The sequence below is a fragment of the Mesorhizobium sp. P2_E9 genome, assembly GCF_056403815.1.
This window is the reverse complement of record NZ_JBFUET010000016.1, coordinates 142,863-158,706: the sequence shown is the minus strand read 5'-3', so window position 1 is coordinate 158,706 and position 15,844 is coordinate 142,863. Positions and strand designations below refer to the sequence as shown.

At 64.7% G+C, this 15,844-nt stretch carries 19 protein-coding genes; 15 read left to right on the top strand and 4 right to left on the bottom strand.

Annotated features, from left to right (window positions below):
* Window positions 1–36: 36 nt before the first annotated feature.
* The 6 genes from AC1D05_RS26675 (at window position 37) to AC1D05_RS26650 (ending at window position 6,000) form a co-directional block, all read left to right on the top strand.
* Window positions 37–1,560 carry a sugar ABC transporter ATP-binding protein gene (locus AC1D05_RS26675; protein WP_477444691.1) on the top strand — a complete coding sequence of 508 codons (1,524 nt, stop codon included), beginning with the start codon at window positions 37–39 and terminating at the stop codon, window positions 1,558–1,560.
* Window positions 1,561–1,581: 21 nt separating this feature from the next.
* Window positions 1,582–2,559: an ABC transporter permease gene (locus tag AC1D05_RS26670; RefSeq protein WP_477444690.1), complete on the top strand. Its 978-nt coding sequence runs from the start codon at window positions 1,582–1,584 to the stop codon at window positions 2,557–2,559.
* On the top strand, window positions 2,556–3,431 hold the full coding sequence (locus tag AC1D05_RS26665) for a MurR/RpiR family transcriptional regulator (protein WP_477444689.1): 876 nt from the start codon (window positions 2,556–2,558) through the stop codon (window positions 3,429–3,431). The genes AC1D05_RS26670 and AC1D05_RS26665 overlap by 4 nt, the downstream gene beginning before the upstream one ends.
* Window positions 3,428–4,327, top strand: a complete 900-nt coding sequence (locus AC1D05_RS26660; protein ID WP_477444688.1) for a PfkB family carbohydrate kinase — start codon at window positions 3,428–3,430, stop codon at window positions 4,325–4,327. Before AC1D05_RS26665 ends, AC1D05_RS26660 begins: the two co-directional genes overlap by 4 nt.
* A 102-nt stretch (window positions 4,328–4,429) precedes the next feature.
* Complete coding sequence (gene purE / locus AC1D05_RS26655; protein WP_477444687.1) at window positions 4,430–4,927, top strand: 5-(carboxyamino)imidazole ribonucleotide mutase; 498 nt, start codon at window positions 4,430–4,432, stop codon at window positions 4,925–4,927.
* The gene (locus AC1D05_RS26650; protein ID WP_477444686.1) at window positions 4,924–6,000 is read left to right on the top strand and encodes a 5-(carboxyamino)imidazole ribonucleotide synthase; all 1,077 of its coding nucleotides are present in this window, start codon (window positions 4,924–4,926) and stop codon (window positions 5,998–6,000) included. Before purE ends, AC1D05_RS26650 begins: the two co-directional genes overlap by 4 nt.
* Before the next feature lie 14 nt (window positions 6,001–6,014).
* On the opposite strand, the gene AC1D05_RS26645 is transcribed toward AC1D05_RS26650, so the two are convergent.
* Window positions 6,015–6,431: a lysozyme inhibitor LprI family protein gene (locus AC1D05_RS26645; protein ID WP_477444685.1), complete on the bottom strand. Its 417-nt coding sequence runs from the start codon at window positions 6,429–6,431 to the stop codon at window positions 6,015–6,017.
* Window positions 6,432–6,661: 230 nt separating this feature from the next.
* Here AC1D05_RS26645 and ykgO point away from each other — a divergent pair, with 230 nt between their 5' ends.
* The 4 genes from ykgO to AC1D05_RS26625 all read left to right on the top strand — a co-directional run bounded on the left by ykgO (window position 6,662) and on the right by AC1D05_RS26625 (window position 9,241).
* Window positions 6,662–6,787: a type B 50S ribosomal protein L36 gene (ykgO, locus tag AC1D05_RS26640; RefSeq protein WP_006327841.1), complete on the top strand. Its 126-nt coding sequence runs from the start codon at window positions 6,662–6,664 to the stop codon at window positions 6,785–6,787.
* 112 nt (window positions 6,788–6,899) lie between these two features.
* A complete protein-coding gene (locus AC1D05_RS26635) occupies window positions 6,900–7,499 on the top strand; it encodes a tetratricopeptide repeat protein (RefSeq protein ID WP_477444684.1) in 600 nt (199 codons plus the stop codon).
* A 178-nt stretch (window positions 7,500–7,677) separates the two neighbouring features.
* The gene (locus tag AC1D05_RS26630) at window positions 7,678–8,745 is read left to right on the top strand and encodes an alpha/beta fold hydrolase (RefSeq protein WP_477444683.1); all 1,068 of its coding nucleotides are present in this window, start codon (window positions 7,678–7,680) and stop codon (window positions 8,743–8,745) included.
* Window position 8,746: 1 nt separating this feature from the next.
* Window positions 8,747–9,241 carry a hypothetical protein gene (locus AC1D05_RS26625; protein WP_477444682.1) on the top strand — a complete coding sequence of 165 codons (495 nt, stop codon included), beginning with the start codon at window positions 8,747–8,749 and terminating at the stop codon, window positions 9,239–9,241.
* A gap of 41 nt (window positions 9,242–9,282) precedes the next feature.
* On the opposite strand, the gene pyk is transcribed toward AC1D05_RS26625, so the two are convergent.
* The gene (pyk, locus tag AC1D05_RS26620; protein WP_477444681.1) at window positions 9,283–10,719 is read right to left on the bottom strand and encodes a pyruvate kinase; all 1,437 of its coding nucleotides are present in this window, start codon (window positions 10,717–10,719) and stop codon (window positions 9,283–9,285) included.
* Window positions 10,716–11,162: a DUF1036 domain-containing protein gene (locus AC1D05_RS26615; protein ID WP_244277693.1), complete on the bottom strand. Its 447-nt coding sequence runs from the start codon at window positions 11,160–11,162 to the stop codon at window positions 10,716–10,718. Before AC1D05_RS26615 ends, pyk begins: the two co-directional genes overlap by 4 nt.
* Here AC1D05_RS26615 and AC1D05_RS26610 point away from each other — a divergent pair.
* The 4 genes from AC1D05_RS26610 (at window position 11,119) to AC1D05_RS26595 (ending at window position 13,876) form a co-directional block, all read left to right on the top strand.
* The gene (locus AC1D05_RS26610; RefSeq protein WP_477444725.1) at window positions 11,119–11,307 is read left to right on the top strand and encodes a hypothetical protein; all 189 of its coding nucleotides are present in this window, start codon (window positions 11,119–11,121) and stop codon (window positions 11,305–11,307) included. The two genes, AC1D05_RS26615 and AC1D05_RS26610, sit on opposite strands and share 44 nt — an antisense overlap.
* A gap of 143 nt (window positions 11,308–11,450) precedes the next feature.
* On the top strand, window positions 11,451–12,248 hold the full coding sequence (locus AC1D05_RS26605; protein WP_477444680.1) for an N-formylglutamate amidohydrolase: 798 nt from the start codon (window positions 11,451–11,453) through the stop codon (window positions 12,246–12,248).
* Window positions 12,249–12,259: 11 nt separating this feature from the next.
* The gene (locus tag AC1D05_RS26600; RefSeq protein ID WP_477444679.1) at window positions 12,260–12,568 is read left to right on the top strand and encodes a DUF1244 domain-containing protein; all 309 of its coding nucleotides are present in this window, start codon (window positions 12,260–12,262) and stop codon (window positions 12,566–12,568) included.
* 132 nt (window positions 12,569–12,700) lie between these two features.
* Window positions 12,701–13,876, top strand: coding sequence for an MFS transporter (locus AC1D05_RS26595; protein WP_477444678.1), 1,176 nt, complete (start codon window positions 12,701–12,703; stop codon window positions 13,874–13,876).
* On the opposite strand, the gene AC1D05_RS26590 is transcribed toward AC1D05_RS26595, so the two are convergent.
* Complete coding sequence (locus AC1D05_RS26590; protein ID WP_477444677.1) at window positions 13,840–14,748, bottom strand: LysR family transcriptional regulator; 909 nt, start codon at window positions 14,746–14,748, stop codon at window positions 13,840–13,842. The genes AC1D05_RS26595 and AC1D05_RS26590 overlap by 37 nt on opposite strands.
* Before the next feature lie 115 nt (window positions 14,749–14,863).
* Between AC1D05_RS26590 and AC1D05_RS26585 the strand changes: the two genes are divergently transcribed.
* On the top strand, window positions 14,864–15,823 hold the full coding sequence (locus AC1D05_RS26585) for an SDR family oxidoreductase (RefSeq protein WP_477444676.1): 960 nt from the start codon (window positions 14,864–14,866) through the stop codon (window positions 15,821–15,823).
* The last annotated feature ends 21 nt before the right edge of the window (window positions 15,824–15,844 follow it).

Below are 15,844 nucleotides of genomic sequence, written 5' to 3'. Positions count from 1 at the left end.
CCCCGGCTGGCACCCTTGCCCCCGGAACAGGACCCCATGTCACCCCGGCTGCAATTCGAGGGCATTTCAAAGGACTTTCCGGGCGTGCGGGCACTGAGCGACGTGTCCTTCTCTGTCGGTGCCGGCGAAATCCATGGCCTGCTCGGCGAGAACGGCGCCGGCAAGTCGACGCTGCTGCGCATCCTGTCGGGAGTCTACCGGCCGAGCGGCGGACGCGTGCTGATCGACGGCGTGCCGGTGACGCTCAACAGCCCGGTCGCCGCGCGTGCCGCCGGTGTCGCCATGATCCACCAGGAACTGCAGCAGGTGCCGCGCCTCAGCGTCGCCCAGAATATGTTCCTCGGCCATCCGCTGACACGCGGCGGCCTCTTCGTCGCCAGACGCGAGCAGGAGCGCCGCGCCGCATCGGCCCTTGCCGCGCTCGATGCCACGATCGATCCAGCGGCTCCGCTCGGCAGCCTGAAAGTGGCGCAGCGACAGATCGTCGAGATCGCGCGCGCGCTGCTCGACCGCGCCCGCATCGTTGCCATGGACGAACCGACATCGAGCCTGACCCCGAGCGAGTTCGAGCGGCTGGCCGAAGTCATCAAAGGCCTCGCCCACGACGGCGTTGCCGTCGTCTATGTCTCGCACAAGCTGGACGAGGTGTTCGGCATCTGCCGCCGCGCCACTATCATGCGCGATGGCGTGGTGGTCGAGTCCGTCGATCTGGCAGGCGCCTCGGAACAGGCCGTGGTTTCGATGATGGTCGGCCGCGAGCTTGCCCAGGAACAACATCACTCCCACGCCACCAGGGATGTCAGGCTAGGCGTGCGCGGGCTGTCGTCGCCGAAGGTCCGCGATGTCTCCTTCGATCTCCATCGCGGCGAGGTGCTGGGCATTGCCGGCCTGGTTGGGTCAGGCCGAACCGAGCTGCTGCGGCTGTTGGCCGGCGCCGACCGCGCCTCGTCGGGTACCATCGAGATCGACGGGAAGGCGGTGCGGCTGTCCAGCCCGCGCGATGCGATTGCCGCCGGCATCGGCCTGGTGCCGGAGGAACGCAAGCGCGAAGGCATCGTGCCGCTGCGTCCGATCACCTCCAACATGGCGCTCGCCTCGATGGGCGTCTTCGCCAGGCACGGCGTCATCGACCACGCCAGGCTGAGGCGCGTGGCGGCTGAGAAAATGAGGCGGGTCAATCTCAGGCCCTTCCTGCTCGACCGGCCCATCCGCCTGTTCAGCGGCGGCAACCAGCAGAAGGCGATCATCGGCCGCTGGCTGGCGGCGGGAACGCGGATCCTGCTGTTCGACGAGCCGACGCGCGGCATCGATGTCGGCGCCAAGGCTGAAATCTACCATCTGATCGAAGAACTCGCCGCCGAAGGCCATTGCGTCATCGTCGTCTCGTCCGAACTTCCCGAGGTGATCAGGCTGGCCGACCGCGTGCTGGTGATGCGCGAGGGGGCGGTTGCCGCCGAGCTCGACCGGGCAAGCCTCAGCGAGCAGGCGATTGCGGCGCACGCCATACCCCAGTCGCAAGGCGCGGCCGGCCGGACAGGCGCGCAAGGAACCGGCGCATGAAAAAGAAGAACAGGATTGCCCATGTCTGACCTATCGCAAGCCGCGCCGGCACGGCCCGGCGCCGCCATCCTGCAGCGTTTCTCCATGCGCGACGCCGGCACGTTGATCGGCCTCCTGGTGATCCTCGCCGTCTTCGGCGCGCTGGTGCCGGGCTTCTTCGCCGAGCGCAACCTGATCAACATTCTGCAGCAGTCGAGCATCAATGCCTGTCTGGCGCTGGGCATGACGCTCGTCATCATCTCCGGCGGCATCGATCTGTCGGTCGGGCCGACGGCGGCACTCTCGGCCGTCATCTCGGCCTCGATGCTGGTTGCCGGCGTCCCGTTTCCGCTGGCCATCGCCGCCGGCTTCGCCATCGGCCTTCTGTGTGGCCTGGTGAATGGCGTGCTGGTCGCCTATGTCGGGCTGCAGCCCTTCATCGTGACATTGGGAACGCTGAGCACCTACCGGGCACTGGCGCTGATCTACACTGGCGGCAATCCGGTGCTCGGCCTGCCCGCCAGCTTCCGCGCCATCTTCAACGGCTCGCTGTTCGGCCTGCCGTTGGCGGTCATCATCGTCGCCTGCGTGGCCGTTATCGCCTGGATCGTGCTGAAGAAGACGCCGTTCGGCGAATATCTGCTCGCCGTCGGCGGCAATGAGGAGGCGGCCTACATCGCCGGCGTACCGATCGGCCGCACCAAGATCGCCGCCTACATGATCTCCGGCCTGCTGGCCGCCCTTGCCGCGCAGATCCTGATCGGCCGGCTGGGCGCGGCCGAACCCATCCTCGGCAATCTCTGGGAGCTCGACGCCATCGCGGCTGCAGCCATCGGTGGCGCCTCGCTGATGGGCGGCAAGGGCAGCGTCGTCGGCACCATCCTTGGCGCCATCATCCTCGGCGCCATGCGCAACGGTTTGACGTTGATGAACGTCCAGTCCTTCTATCAGCTCTTGGCAACTGGTCTTATAATCCTCGCCGCGATGCTTATCGATCGCGTGACGAGGGGGCGTGGATGACCTTGAGCGGGCTGGACCTGAAAGCGGTGGGACCGCGCATCCGCATGATGATGCCGCACCTCACCCCACTGGAAGCCAAGGTGGTGGAAACCGTCTTCGGACGGCGCGGCTTCGACGAGACGATCCCGTTGAAGCAGATCGCCGAGGAGTCCGGCGTGTCCGAGGCGATGGTGGTCAAGATCGCCAAGAAGCTCGGCTTCTCCGGCTATCGTGATTTCCGCACCGCCGTCTATGAATACAGCCGCCTGCCAACCGCCGAGATGCATCAGGAGCTGTCTTCCGACGACAGTTCGGCCGAGATCGTGCAAAAAGTGTTCCGCACCTCGATCCAGGCCCTGGAGGAGACACTCGCTATCCTTGATATCGAGGATTTTGACCGCGCCGCCGAGCTGCTCTTCCGGGCGAAGAACCGTGATTTCTACGGCGTTGGTGGTTCGGCGCAGATCGCCCGCGACGTCTCGCACAAATTCCTGCGCATCGGTATCCGCGCAGCCGTCTACGACGATTCGCACATGATGCTGATGTCGGCTTCGCTGCTTGGCGCGGATGACATCGCCGTCGGCTTCTCGCATTCGGGCAATACGTCGGCCGTCATCGACGCCATCCAACTCGCCCGCAAGAATGGCGCGCGCACACTGGCCATCACCAATTACGACAACTCGCCGCTCGCCCAGGTCGCCGACATCGTGCTGTGCTCGACCGCGCAGGGCTCGCCGCTGATGGGCGAGAACGCGGCGGCGCGCATCGCCCAGCTCAACATACTCGACGCGCTGTTCGTGGCGGTGGCGCAACGCGACTACCAGGCGGCGGAGCGCAATCTCGGCCGCACCATGTCGGCGGTGGCATCGAAACGCAAAGACCGGGGCTCATGACGCCGTCGACAACCCCGCTCGTCGCTGTCTTCGGCAGCCTGCATTACGACATCATGGTCGACGCCCCCGACCGCCCGCGCAAGGGCGAGACGGTGACCGCCTATGCCTGGCACCCGAAATGCGGCGGCAAGGGCGGCAACCAGGCGGTTTCAGCGGCACGGGCCGGCGCCAGATCCGCGATGATCGGCGCCGTCGGCGACGACGATTTCGGCCGCGCGCTGCTGGCCAATCTCGATCGCGGCGGCGTCAACCGCCGCTTCGTGCGGGTGGCCATGGGCGCCGGCTCCGGCATGAGCGTGGCGATCTTCGACGCAGGCGGCGACTATGGGGCGGTGATCGTCTCGGGCAGCAATCTCACGCTCGGCGAAAAGGATGTCGCGGCCGCTTCCGAAATGATCGCCCAAACGGCGGTGCTCCTGTTGCAGAATGAGGTGCCGGAAGCCGCCAACATTGCCGCCGCTCGCGCGGTGAAGGCGCAAGGCGGCCGCGTCGTGCTCAACGCCGCCCCGGCGCGCAAACTCTCAGACGACTTGATCGCATTGGTCGATATCCTCGTGGTCAATGCCATCGAGGCGGAATTCCTGGCCGGCATGGCGGTGGTCGAAACGCTCGACGGCGCCGCGCAGGCGGCACGGCTTCTGGTCGATCTCTGCCCCGTGGCGATCGTTACGGCAGGCGGCGAGGGCGTCGCCTGTTGCGACCGGACCGGCGAGGCTTTCGCGCTGCCGGCCATCCCGGTCAAGCTCGTCAGCACGCATGGCGCGGGTGATGAATTCGTCGGCGCGCTGGCCGCTGCACTTGCCCGTGGCGAGGGCATGCGCGCCGCCGTCGCCGCCGCCAACGCCGCCTCGGCCCTTTTGGTCTCGACCCCCGAGGCCGATCGTCAAAGCATCTAGCGTGCCGGTTTCCGCCTTGCCAGAGGGCAAGCACGCCTGCCCATCCTTGCCGTCGCTGCCGAATTCCGCTAAGGCGCGCCTTTGTCGCCGGGGAGCATGAACTTGGACGATCAACGCGCCGACGTCGCCATCATCATGGGCAGCCAGTCCGACTGGGCAACGATGCGCCATGCCGCCGAAACGCTGGAGGCGCTGGGCGTCCCGCACAAGCGGCTGATTATCTCGGCGCACCGCACCCCCGACCGGCTCTATGATTTCGCCAAGGGCGCCAAGGCCGCCGGCTACAAGGTCATCATCGCCGGTGCCGGTGGTGCCGCGCATCTGCCCGGCATGACGGCGGCGATGACGCCGCTGCCGGTGTTCGGCGTGCCGGTGGAATCGAAGGCGCTGTCGGGACAGGATTCGCTGCTCTCGATCGTCCAGATGCCGGCCGGCATTCCGGTCGGGACACTGGCCATCGGCAAGGCCGGTGCGGCCAATGCCGCCTTGCTGGCTGCCGCCGTGCTGGCTCTCTATGACGACAAGCTTGCCCAGCGCCTCGATGCCTGGCGCGCCGCGCAGACCGCCAAGGTCGCCGCTGAACCGACGGATACGCCGTGAGCCTGCCCGCCGGATCGACCATCGGCATCATTGGCGGCGGCCAGCTCGGCCGCATGCTGGCGATGGCTGCCGCCCGCCTCGGCTACCGCACCATCGTGCTGGAGCCGCAGCCGGATTGCCCAGCCGCCCAGGTCGCCAACCGGCAGATAACAGCTGCCTATGACGAACCGGCTGCTCTTGCCGAACTGGCGGCGGCGAGTGCCGTCGTCACCTACGAGTTCGAGAATGTTCCGGTCGCGGCCGCCAGTTCGCTTGCCGCCAAGGTGCCGGTCTATCCGCCGGCGCGCGCGCTTGACGTGGCGCAGGACCGGGTGAGCGAAAAGACCTTCCTCAACGGCATCGGCATCGCCACCGCCGATTTCCGTCCGGTCGACACCGACGACGAGCTGACGGCGGCGCTGAAGATATTCGGCGGCAGCGGCATATTGAAGACAAGGCGTATGGGCTATGACGGCAAGGGCCAGCGCGTCTTCCGCAACATGGAAACGGGCGGTTTTGCCGGCACCTGCGAAGCAATGGGCAATGTGCCGCTGATCCTGGAAAGCTTCGTACCTTTCGAGCGCGAAATATCCGTGATCGCGGCGCGCGGGCTGGACGGCGCGGTCGCCGCCTACGATCCGGCCGAGAATGTCCACCGCAACGGCATTCTCCACACCTCGACCTTGCCGGCCGCCATCAAGTCTGAAACGGCGGACGCGGCGCGAGCAGCGGCGGCAAAAATCCTGTCGGCGCTCGACTATGTCGGCGTCATCGGTGTCGAGTTCTTCGTGCTGGCCGACGGTTCGCTGCTGGCCAACGAGATCGCGCCCCGCGTCCACAATTCCGGCCATTGGACCGAAGCCGCCTGCATCGTTTCGCAGTTCGAGCAGCACATCCGCGCCGTGGCCGGCCTACCGCTCGGCAGCCCGGACCGACATTCCGATTGCGTGATGGAAAATCTGATCGGCGACGACGTGTTGCGCGTGCCGGTCCTGCTCGCCGAGCCCGATCTGATGCTGCATCTCTACGGCAAGGCCGAGGCGCGGCCTGGCCGCAAGATGGGCCACTTCACCCGCATCAGCCCGCGTACTTAATCCCGAAAACGTGCCTATTGCACCTCGTCGTCCTCGTCGGGACTGGCGCATCTCGCATCGCCTTCCTCGCAATTGGCTGACGCGGCGAGCTGCTTGATGCGCTCATTGGTCAGCCTGGTCAGGCATTGCGAAACCTCCATCGCGTGGATGGAGCCGCCTGCGCTGGCCGCCGTGTTGTGCGCGCATTCGGCGTCACGGAAGGCGATCCAGGCACGCTGTGCCGCCTGCAGCAATCTCTTGGCATCGGCATCGTCGGAACTGATCAGGTTCTGATAGGCCGCATTGAGCTTGGCGTCGGCGGCTTGATAGTCCTCGCCGGCGCAGATGTTCATCATCTGCTGGCTGTCGTCGGAGCGGTCGCATTCCTGTGCGCGGGCAATCGACGCTCCCGCCAGCAGGACGAGGCAGACAGACAGGAGTATTCGGCGCATCGTCGTCCCCAAATCACTTGAAATACACGGCATCATCCCAGCCGACCCATGGCCGCGCAATGCCGCGCGGCCGACATGGCGGATATTTGATGATATGGGGGCGTAGAGCACGCTTGCGGTTGACAGGGACAAGGCTCCTCGTTTATGAGCCACCCCAGTTGAAAAGGCGCGTCTTCTGGCGCGCCTTAAAATTTCGACCCGGGACCGGGTCCACACCGACAGGCAAGACCATGAAGATCAAGAATTCGCTTAAGGCGCTGAAGGCGCGTCATCGCGACAACCAGCTGGTTCGCCGCAAGGGCCGCGTTTACATCATCAACAAGACCGCTCCGCGCTACAAGGCACGCCAGGGCTGAGCTTTCGGCCGGAGGCTTTTTGCCTCCGCCAATTGATGCTTGTTGTCGGCCTGCCGACCCTCTCACGCTAAAATCACTTTGCTGTTCCGCCGCCCGGGACTAGGATCGGGCGATGCGGATTCTTTTTGCATTTTTGACAGCTCTGCTTGTTTCCGGCGCCACAAGCTTGCCGGCCAGAGCCGCGGACGATCAGCCGGCCACCCCGGACGCTCCAGCCGCGCCGATGACGAAACAGGCCCGGCTCGACAAGCTGTTCTCCGACCTCAAGCGCGAACGCAACGAAAAGGCAGCCGAACGCATTGCCGGCAACATCTGGAGCGAATGGTTCCAGTCCGGCAGCGCCTCGATCGACCTGATGATGCTGTGGTCGCAAAAGGCGATGGACAACCAGAAATTCGACGTCGCGCTCGATTTCCTCGACCAGGTGGTGACGTTGCAGCCAGGCTACGCCGAGGGCTGGAACCGTCGCGCCACGGTGCATTTCATGATGAAGAACTACGGTAAGTCGATGTCCGACATCGACCGCACGCTGCAGCTCGAGCCGCGCCATTTCGGTGCGCTGTCGGGTCTGGCGCAGATCATGGCGCTCACCGGCCACAAGCAGTCGGCGCTCGAAGCCTGGCAGAAGGTGCTGGCCATCTATCCGATGATGCGCAGCGCCCAGGACCAGGTCGCCACGCTTTCGGAAGAGCTTGCCGGCGAAGGAATTTGATCCCTGAAGGGAGTAGGGCAGTAAGGCAGTAGGGGATAGATTCCACTGCGGAACACCCGACCCTACTGCCCTACTGCCCTACTGCCCTACTGCCCTACTGCCCTACTGCCCTACTGCCCTACTGCCCTACTGCCCTACTGCCTACAACTTATCCCGTCCCACCCCCGTATATCCCCGCATGAACCTGATCTACGCCGCCTTCGCCTTTCTCCTCGCACTCATCCTTGTTCTGGTCGGCGTCACCCGCGTCGGCTCGTGGCTAGTCGAGCGCCGCTATCAGCCGATCGGTGAATTCGCCGACGTCGGCGGCGCCCGCATCCACTATGTCCACATTCCTGGCCCGGCCAATGCCGATCTGCCACCGATCGTCTTCATCCATGGTGCCAGCGCCAACCTCCGGGATCAGATGCTGCCGATCGGGCCGCTGCTCGAAGGCCGCGCTGAAATGCTGTTCTTCGACCGGCCGGGTCATGGCTGGTCGGGGCGCGGGTCCGGCAACAATGAGGATCCGTCGGCACAGGCCAACACCCTCATCGCCCTGATGGACCGCCTCGGCATCAAGAAGGCAATCATCGTTGGTCATTCGTTGGGTGGCGTGGTGACGGCGGCTTTCGGCCGCGAGCATGCCGACAGGACGCTCGGTCTGGTCTTCCTGGCGCCGGCGACCCATCCCTGGCCGGGTGGCGCGACATCCTGGTACTACGATCTGACCACCGTCCCGGTGATCGGCCGGCTCTTCTCCGAAACGCTCGCCTATCCTGCCGGTACGTTTCAGATGGCTGATGCAACGACCTGCGTGTTCTCGCCCAACAAGGTGCCGGACAATTATCTCGGCACCGCCGCGATCCCGCTGGTGCTGCGGCCGTCGGCCTTTCGCGCCAACGCCACCGACGTCGCCGGGCTCTATCGCTATGCGTTTGGCGCTGCACCGCACTACAAAGAGATCACCGCGCCGATCGTGGTCATTTCGGGCGACCGCGACAAGGTCGTCTACGCGCATATCCATTCCGTTGGCCTGGTGCGCGATATCTCAGGCGCCGAACTCGTCTGGGTGCACAATCTCGGCCACAAGCCGGACTGGATCGCCCCCGACCTCGTCGTCGGTGCCATCGAGAAGGTCGCCGGCAAGGATATCGATCTGGAGGTGATGGCCAGGACAGTGGAAGCGCGGATCGCCGGCGACACCTATGGCGTGGGCAGATGCGCCGACATCAAAGAGCCACAGGCCGAACTCGCGCCGACCTGACATGTATGTCCTCAAGCACGGCATCAAGAAAAACCCTGAAAAATTCTGGGCGCTGCCGGACCGCATCTTCTTCGGTTACGGCGCCTGTCCCATCCTCGCGGGTACCTTCCTCAAATACCCTCCCATGGACGGATTTTACGGCGAGCGGATCATTCCGGGCGGGGATTTTTCCGGAAACCATATCTTTGTGACGAACGGCGTGATCGCCTTCGACTACCACGGCTATTCCATCCGTGAGCGGCTTCTGGAACACCATCGAAGAGGATGGGCTTCGCACAGCGCCGGTTGGCACTGCACGCTGGAAAGGGTCGATTTCGATCTGCTCGACACCGCCGAACTCAATCGGAGAAAGATGCGAGGTCCGGATCAGTATCTATGGGACCCCGTCCCGCGCGCTGTTCGGTTCCTTGGGCGCATAGAGCACGCGAAAACCGCGGCAAGAGTGCTTGCAATTGCAACGGGTCCGAGCAGTTCGGCCCCTGGCGTGCTGATTTGAAGCGCGACGCGCTTCAAGTCAGTGTTTGGAGCAGACCGGGCTTAGTGGCCGGCCTGCGCTTCCGAGCCGACATAGGCGATGCGCAGCATGTTGGTCGAGCCCGGCGTTCTCAGCGGCACGCCGGCCGTGATGATGACGCGGTCGCCCGGCTTGCCGAAGCCTTCTTCCAGCGCGATGCGGCAGGCGCGATTGACCATGTCGTCGAGGTCGATGGCATCGGGCGAGACGACGCAATGCGTGCCCCACAAAAGCGACAGCCGCCGCGCGGTGTTGAGGATCGGCGACAGCGCGATGATCGGCACCTGCGGCCGTTCGCGCGCAGCGCGCAGGCCGGTGGTGCCGGACGCCGTGTAGGTGATGATCGCCGCCAGCTTCAGCGTTTCGGCGATCTCGCGCGCAGCCAGTGAAATGGCGTCGGCGCCGGTCGCTTCCGGTTCCGAACGCTGCGCGTTGATGATGCCGGCATAGGTCGGATCGGTTTCGACCTTGGCGGCGATGCGGTTCATCATCGCCACGGCCTCGACCGGATAGGCGCCCGCAGCCGACTCGGCCGACAGCATGATGGCATCGGCGCCCTCGAAGACGGCGATCGAGACGTCGGAGACTTCGGCGCGGGTCGGCACCGGCGCGGTGATCATCGATTCCAGCATCTGCGTGGCGACCACCACCGGCTTGCCGGCGCGGCGCGCGGCGCGCGTGATCTGCTTCTGGATGCCGGGCACGGCTTCGAGCGGCATTTCGACACCGAGATCGCCGCGGGCGACCATCAGCGCGTCGGACAGTTCGATGATCTCGGCCAGCCGGGCAACGGCCTGCGGCTTTTCGATCTTGGCCATGATCAGCGCTCGGCCGCGCGCGATCTTGCGCGCCTCGGCCAGGTCTTCCGGCCGCTGCACGAAGGACAGCGCGACCCAGTCGACCCCCGTGGCGAGCACCGCGTCGAGATCCTTGCGGTCCTTCTCGGTCAGTGCGCCGACCGGCAGGTCGGTATCGGGCAGGCTGACGCCCTTCTTGTCGGAAATCGTCGTGCCGGCGACAACCGTGCAGACGATCGACTTGCCGTCGCTCTTGACCGCCTTCAGCTCTAGCTTGCCGTCATCGATCAAAAGACGGTGACCAGGCTCGACCGAGCTCAGGATCTCCGGATGCGGCAGGTAGACCCTGGTCGACGTGCCGGGTTCCGGATTGTCGTCGAGCGTGAAGGTCTGGCCCTGCGTCAGCACTTCCTTGCCATTGGCGAACTTGCCGACGCGCAGCTTGGGGCCCTGCAGGTCGGCGAGGATGCCGATCGGCCGGCCAACCTTCTCCTCGACGGCACGGATGCGGCCGACCAGCGTGCGCATCAGCTCGTGGTCGGTATGACTCATATTGATGCGGAATACATCGGCGCCCGCTTCGAACAATTTCTGCAGCATCTCCTCGGAGGAGGAGGCCGGACCGATTGTGGCTAGGATCTTGACCTTGCGGCTGCGTCTCATTGACTGTTGGTTCCCGGGGCGGCTGGAGCGCCTCCCGTTGCGGGCTCATCGGTCAGCTGGACCATCCAGCTTGCCTGTTCGCCCGTGTCATATTCCTGAAATCCGGCGCGCTGGAAGCCCCGGGCGACGCAGTCGTTTACGCCGGCGATCTTGAACTCTTTTTCAGCCACGCACATGTTGATCGGGCCGTCCCAGCGTCCACCGCGCTCAGCGTCTTCTGCATAAAGATAGTAAAACCTTGATGACAGCGGCCCTTCGATCAACGTCTTGCAGCTCGATCCTTCGATGTGCCACCAGCCTTCGGTGATCCAGCCGGCCTTGGCGCGATAGCCGATGCCGACGCCGACCAGGTTCTGCGTGGCGTTGCAGACGCGGAAATCGGCGCGCGCCGGCGAGGCCATGACCATCGCCGAAACGCCAACGGTCAGGATCAGGAACGGCATGGCAAAGGCAGAGCGCATGCGCTGCCTGCCGGCGGAACCCATCCCAAAACCCCTCAAGAACCACATCAGCATCTCTCTGCGCCCCTTTTCGGAAAAGTCCGGGCGCATGTCAACGCGCCGTTTTGATCAATTCCAATCGATTTAGGAAGGCTCCCGGCGCACTATCCGTCGCCCTGCGCCAGATTTCCCGGGAAACCTTGGCCAAACAACGGCATTGCACACGCGTCGTCTTCGTGGAATGACGATAGCACCCTCCCCGGAAGCCAGCGAACAGACCATTTCCCGCCAATGACCCGATCCACAGTTTTCGCGCCTTTCGACATTGTCGAGGGCGACCGCAAGCGGGGCGTCGTGCTTCTGGCCGATCATGCCCGCCGCGACCTGCCCGAGGAGTATGGCAGCCTCGGCCTGCCCGCGGCGGAGTTCGATCGCCACATCGCCTACGATATCGGCGTCGAGGCGGTGACGCGCGAACTCGCCGCCTCGCTCGGCGTGCCGGCGCTGATCGCCAATTTTTCGCGGCTGTTGATCGACCCCAATCGCGGCGAAGACGACCCGACGCTCATTCGCCAGCTCTATGACGGCACCGTCGTGCCGGGCAACTATCCCATGGCGCCGGAGGAACGCGAAAGGCGGCTCGACCGCTTCTACCGGCCCTATCACGACGCCGTCGGCGCCATGATCGCTTCGGTGGCGCAGGCTTCCGGCCAGGCGCCCTTCATCTTCTCGGTGCACTCCTTCACGCCGGTCATGCAGGGCAGGCAACGTCCCTGGCATGTCGGCATTCTCTGGGATCTGGACGACCGGGTGGCGCGGCCGCTGATCGATATGCTGGCCGAGGATAAAAAGCTCATCGTCGGCGACAATGAGCCTTATGACGGCGCACTGCGCGGCGACACCATGTTCAAGCATGCCATCGTCAACGGTTATGCCCACGCGCTGATCGAGATCCGCCAGGATCTGATATCCGACCAGAAGGGTGCCCTCGCCTGGGCCGAGCGTCTGGCGCCAATCGTTGACGCGATCGACCGCCGTCCCGATATACATGTCGTGAAGATGTTCGGCTCGCGCACCGGGCCGTTATGACGGAGGTTTCGATGACTGAACTCAGCGACGAGCAGAAGCGCGATTTCGAAGCCGCCGCCTTTCGCCGGCTGGTCGGGCATCTCAGGGAACGCAACGACGTTCAGAACATCGACCTGATGAACCTCGCCGGCTTCTGCCGCAACTGCCTGTCGAACTGGTATCGCGAAGCGGCCAATGCCGAGGGCGTCGATCTCTCCAAGGACCAGTCGCGTGAGATCGTCTACGGCATGCCCTATGCCGAGTGGCAGGCGCTCAACCAGACGGAAGCCTCCGATGCCAAGAAGGCCGAATTCGAGGCCAGGCGTCCCAAGGACCACTAGGTCCTCCATCGATACACCCTCGATCACTTCACGCCTGTGTTTGGTCCAAGCATTCGCTGCTACCGGTTCTTGACTACAAATTGAATCGATCTAATTTGCCGCGCAAAGCCATTTTCGGACCGGATTCGCCTCATGAATGCATCGAACGCCATGCAGACTGCCATTCGCGGGCGATGGGCCGTGGCGGCCATTTTCCTCGCCAATGGCTTCCTGACCGGCAGCTGGGCGCCGCAGATCCCGGTGTTCCTGACCCGGCTCGACATTTCGAAATTCACGCTTGGGCTGTTGATCCTTTTGTTCGGCGCCGGCGCGGTCACGGCCATGACCTGGTGTGGCCACCTGATCTCGAAGCATGGCTCGCGCACCGTGCTGCGCTGGTTCGGCCTTTGCGGCAGCCTCGGCCTGCTGGTCGTGGCACTGGCGCCCAACGTGCCGCTGGCGGCCATCGCCATGTTCATCTTCGGCGGCTCGATCGGCGGCATGGATGTCGCCATGAATGCCAATGCGGTGGTAGTCGAGCGAAAAATGTCGCGCGCCATCATGTCGTCCTCGCACGGCTTCTGGAGCCTCGGCGGTTTCGCCGGCGGCGCGCTCGGCGGCTTTGCCATCCAGCACTACGGCCACCTCGCCCATGCCGCGGTCGTGACGGTGCTTGCCTTCGCGGCGATCGCGATGGCGGTCGGGTATCTCGTCGCCGAGGACAAGCCGCAGGCGGCCGAGCATCATAAATTCACGCTGCCGGCAAACCCGCTGGTCTACCTGATCGGCCTGATGGCGCTGCTGACGATGGTCTCCGAAGGCGCGGTGCTCGACTGGGCGGCATTGTATCTCCGGCAGGAGCTTGGCGCCGACCTTGCCATCGCCGGTCTTGCCTACGCGGCCTTTTCCGGCGTCATGGCGATCATGCGTTTTTTCGGCGACGGCGTGCGCAACCGTTTTGGCGCGGTGACGACGCTACGCGGCTCGGCCATTGTCGCCGCCGCCGGCATGCTGGTCGCCGGCCTGTCGCCGTCACCCTGGCTCGCCATCGCCGCCTTTGCGCTTTGCGGGTTCGGCATCGCCAATATGGTGCCGATCCTCTTTTCGGCCGGCGGCAACCAGGAAGGCATGTCGTCGGGTACCGGCATGAGCGTCGTCACCACCATGGGCTATTCCGGCATTCTGGTGGCGCCGTCGGCGATTGGTTTCGTCGCCGAACATTCCAGCTTCGGGCCGATCTTCATCGCCATGTCGGTGCTGCTGATCGTCGTCTTGCTGATGGCGGGCCTCGCTCACCGCGCCGAATTCGCCGCCGCCCCCGCCGAATAGCGTTTCAGCTCCTCGTGGAGAAAATCCGCCACGCGGCGGATGCGCACGCTGCTGCGCACATCGCGATGCATGGCGAGCCACACCGGCAGGCTTGGCAGCGGCAGGCCAGGCAGAACCTTCTCCACCAGCGGATCGCGATCGGCCAGCGGCTCCTGGCCAAGGCCAATGCCGTTTCCCGCCCGCACCGCCTCCCACAGGACGATCTGGTTGTCGGCCCTGAAGCGGAAACTGCCGCGGGTGACAGGGATGCCATGCTGGACAAAGCCCCTGATCATCTCGTCGCTGCGATCGAAGCCGATCAGGGCGTGGTCGACGAGGTCGGCCGGCCCGAGCGGGCGGCCGCGCCTCTCGAGATAGGAAATGGCCGCACAGGCGCAGAGCGGGATATCGCAGACCTTGCGCGCCACCAGTTCGTTCTGCGCCGGCTTGACCATGCGGATGGCGATGTCGGCGTCCCGGCGCAGCAGGTTCTCGACCTGGTTGGAGGCGACGATCTCGACCTCGACGCCGGGTTCCTCGATGCCGAGCCGCGCCATCATGCCGGGCAAGACATAGGCCGCCACAACTTCGCTGGCGGCAATGCGCACCGTGCCTTCGATTGCCTCCACCGAACCCAGCGCCAGCCGTGAAAACGCACTCGCCTGTTCGCTGACCGCCTTGCCGCGCTCGAACAGCGTGGCGCCGGCTTCGGTCAGCGCATAGCCGCTCCGCCCACGCCGGAACAGCGTGACGCCGAGCGCCTGTTCCAGCTCGCCGATGTGACGGCCAAGCGTCGGCTGGCTGGCCGACAGCTTTCGCGCGGCGGCCGACAGGCTGCCGGTTTCCGCCACCGTGACGAAGCTCTTGATCAGGTTCCAGTCGATGTCTTCCATTCAATAATGAATATCAAACCTGCATCCATGGTCAATTTCAATTCATCGATGAGGCAATCATATTCACCCTGCAAACACCGATACGGACTGCAACCACCAACCAAGGAGAACTCAAATGACCAAGATCGCAATTCTCGGCGCCAATGGCCGGCTCGGCCGCGTGGTTGCCAAAGCCTTCATCGACGCCGGCTTCGACGTCCGCGCCGTCACCCGCAGCGGCAAGGTGCCGGCCGAACTCGAAGGCGCCACGGCGGTTGCCGGCGATGCGCTGGACCGTCAGTCGCTGATCCGTGCCACCGAAGGTGTCGATATCATTTTCAACGGCCTCAACCCGATCTACACCGACTGGGGCAAGTGCCTGCCGATGGCCGAAAACGTCATGGCCGCGTGCCATGCCAATGACTCGCTGCATCTGTTCCCCGGTACCGTCTACAATTACGGCTCGCCGATGCCATCCGTGATCACGGAGGACACACCATTCCATCCGACGACCGAGAAGGGCCGCATCCGCTGCGCCATGGAGGATTTGTTCCGCCGCGAAGCGGACGCTGGCCGGGTGCGCACCATTCTGCTACGCGCCGGCGATTTCTTCGGCGGCACCGGCAGCGGCTCATGGTTCGACCTGGTCGTCGCCGCCAAGATGAGCAAAGGCATCTACACCGCGCCCGGCCCCGCCGACCTCGTGCATGAATGGGCTTATTTGCCGGACTTCGCAGTGGGTTTCGTCGCATTAGCCAAGAACCTCGACAAGCTCGGCTCCTATGAGGCGCTGAATTTTCCCGGCCACGCGATCACCGATCTGCAGATCAAAGCCGCCGCAGAGAAGGCGCTCGGGCGGCCGCTCAAGATGGCCTCGATGCCCTGGTGGGTGCTGCGCGCCGGCAGCCCGTTCGTGGCGATGTGGCGCGAGATCGTCTCGATGTCCTATCTGCGCTTCGAACCGCACCAACTGGCCTCGACGCGGCTGGAAGGCATCATCGGCGAAATCCCGCACACGCCGCTGGATCAGGCGGTCGCCCAGGCCCTTGAGGACATCGGCATCGCCACTGTGAAGGTCACGTCGAAAGCTGCCTGAACGCAATGCTGGAGGCGGCGC

What these genes read in the sequence shown, in the direction of transcription:
- AC1D05_RS26675 (WP_477444691.1), top strand. Translation starts at nt 37, where the DNA reads ATGTCACCCCGGCTGCAATTCGAGGGCATTTCAAAGGACTTTCCGGGC.
- AC1D05_RS26670 (WP_477444690.1), top strand. Translation starts at nt 1,582, where the DNA reads ATGTCTGACCTATCGCAAGCCGCGCCGGCACGGCCCGGCGCCGCCATC.
- AC1D05_RS26665 (WP_477444689.1), top strand. Translation starts at nt 2,556, where the DNA reads ATGACCTTGAGCGGGCTGGACCTGAAAGCGGTGGGACCGCGCATCCGC.
- AC1D05_RS26660 (WP_477444688.1), top strand. Translation starts at nt 3,428, where the DNA reads ATGACGCCGTCGACAACCCCGCTCGTCGCTGTCTTCGGCAGCCTGCAT.
- AC1D05_RS26645 (WP_477444685.1), bottom strand. Translation starts at nt 6,431, where the DNA reads ATGCGCCGAATACTCCTGTCTGTCTGCCTCGTCCTGCTGGCGGGAGCG.
- ykgO (WP_006327841.1), top strand. Translation starts at nt 6,662, where the DNA reads ATGAAGATCAAGAATTCGCTTAAGGCGCTGAAGGCGCGTCATCGCGAC.
- AC1D05_RS26635 (WP_477444684.1), top strand. Translation starts at nt 6,900, where the DNA reads ATGCGGATTCTTTTTGCATTTTTGACAGCTCTGCTTGTTTCCGGCGCC.
- AC1D05_RS26630 (WP_477444683.1), top strand. Translation starts at nt 7,678, where the DNA reads ATGAACCTGATCTACGCCGCCTTCGCCTTTCTCCTCGCACTCATCCTT.
- AC1D05_RS26625 (WP_477444682.1), top strand. Translation starts at nt 8,747, where the DNA reads ATGTATGTCCTCAAGCACGGCATCAAGAAAAACCCTGAAAAATTCTGG.
- pyk (WP_477444681.1), bottom strand. Translation starts at nt 10,719, where the DNA reads ATGAGACGCAGCCGCAAGGTCAAGATCCTAGCCACAATCGGTCCGGCC.
- AC1D05_RS26610 (WP_477444725.1), top strand. Translation starts at nt 11,119, where the DNA reads ATGACCATCGCCGAAACGCCAACGGTCAGGATCAGGAACGGCATGGCA.
- AC1D05_RS26615 (WP_244277693.1), bottom strand. Translation starts at nt 11,162, where the DNA reads ATGCCGTTCCTGATCCTGACCGTTGGCGTTTCGGCGATGGTCATGGCC.
- AC1D05_RS26605 (WP_477444680.1), top strand. Translation starts at nt 11,451, where the DNA reads ATGACCCGATCCACAGTTTTCGCGCCTTTCGACATTGTCGAGGGCGAC.
- AC1D05_RS26600 (WP_477444679.1), top strand. Translation starts at nt 12,260, where the DNA reads ATGACTGAACTCAGCGACGAGCAGAAGCGCGATTTCGAAGCCGCCGCC.
- AC1D05_RS26595 (WP_477444678.1), top strand. Translation starts at nt 12,701, where the DNA reads ATGAATGCATCGAACGCCATGCAGACTGCCATTCGCGGGCGATGGGCC.
- AC1D05_RS26590 (WP_477444677.1), bottom strand. Translation starts at nt 14,748, where the DNA reads ATGGAAGACATCGACTGGAACCTGATCAAGAGCTTCGTCACGGTGGCG.
- AC1D05_RS26585 (WP_477444676.1), top strand. Translation starts at nt 14,864, where the DNA reads ATGACCAAGATCGCAATTCTCGGCGCCAATGGCCGGCTCGGCCGCGTG.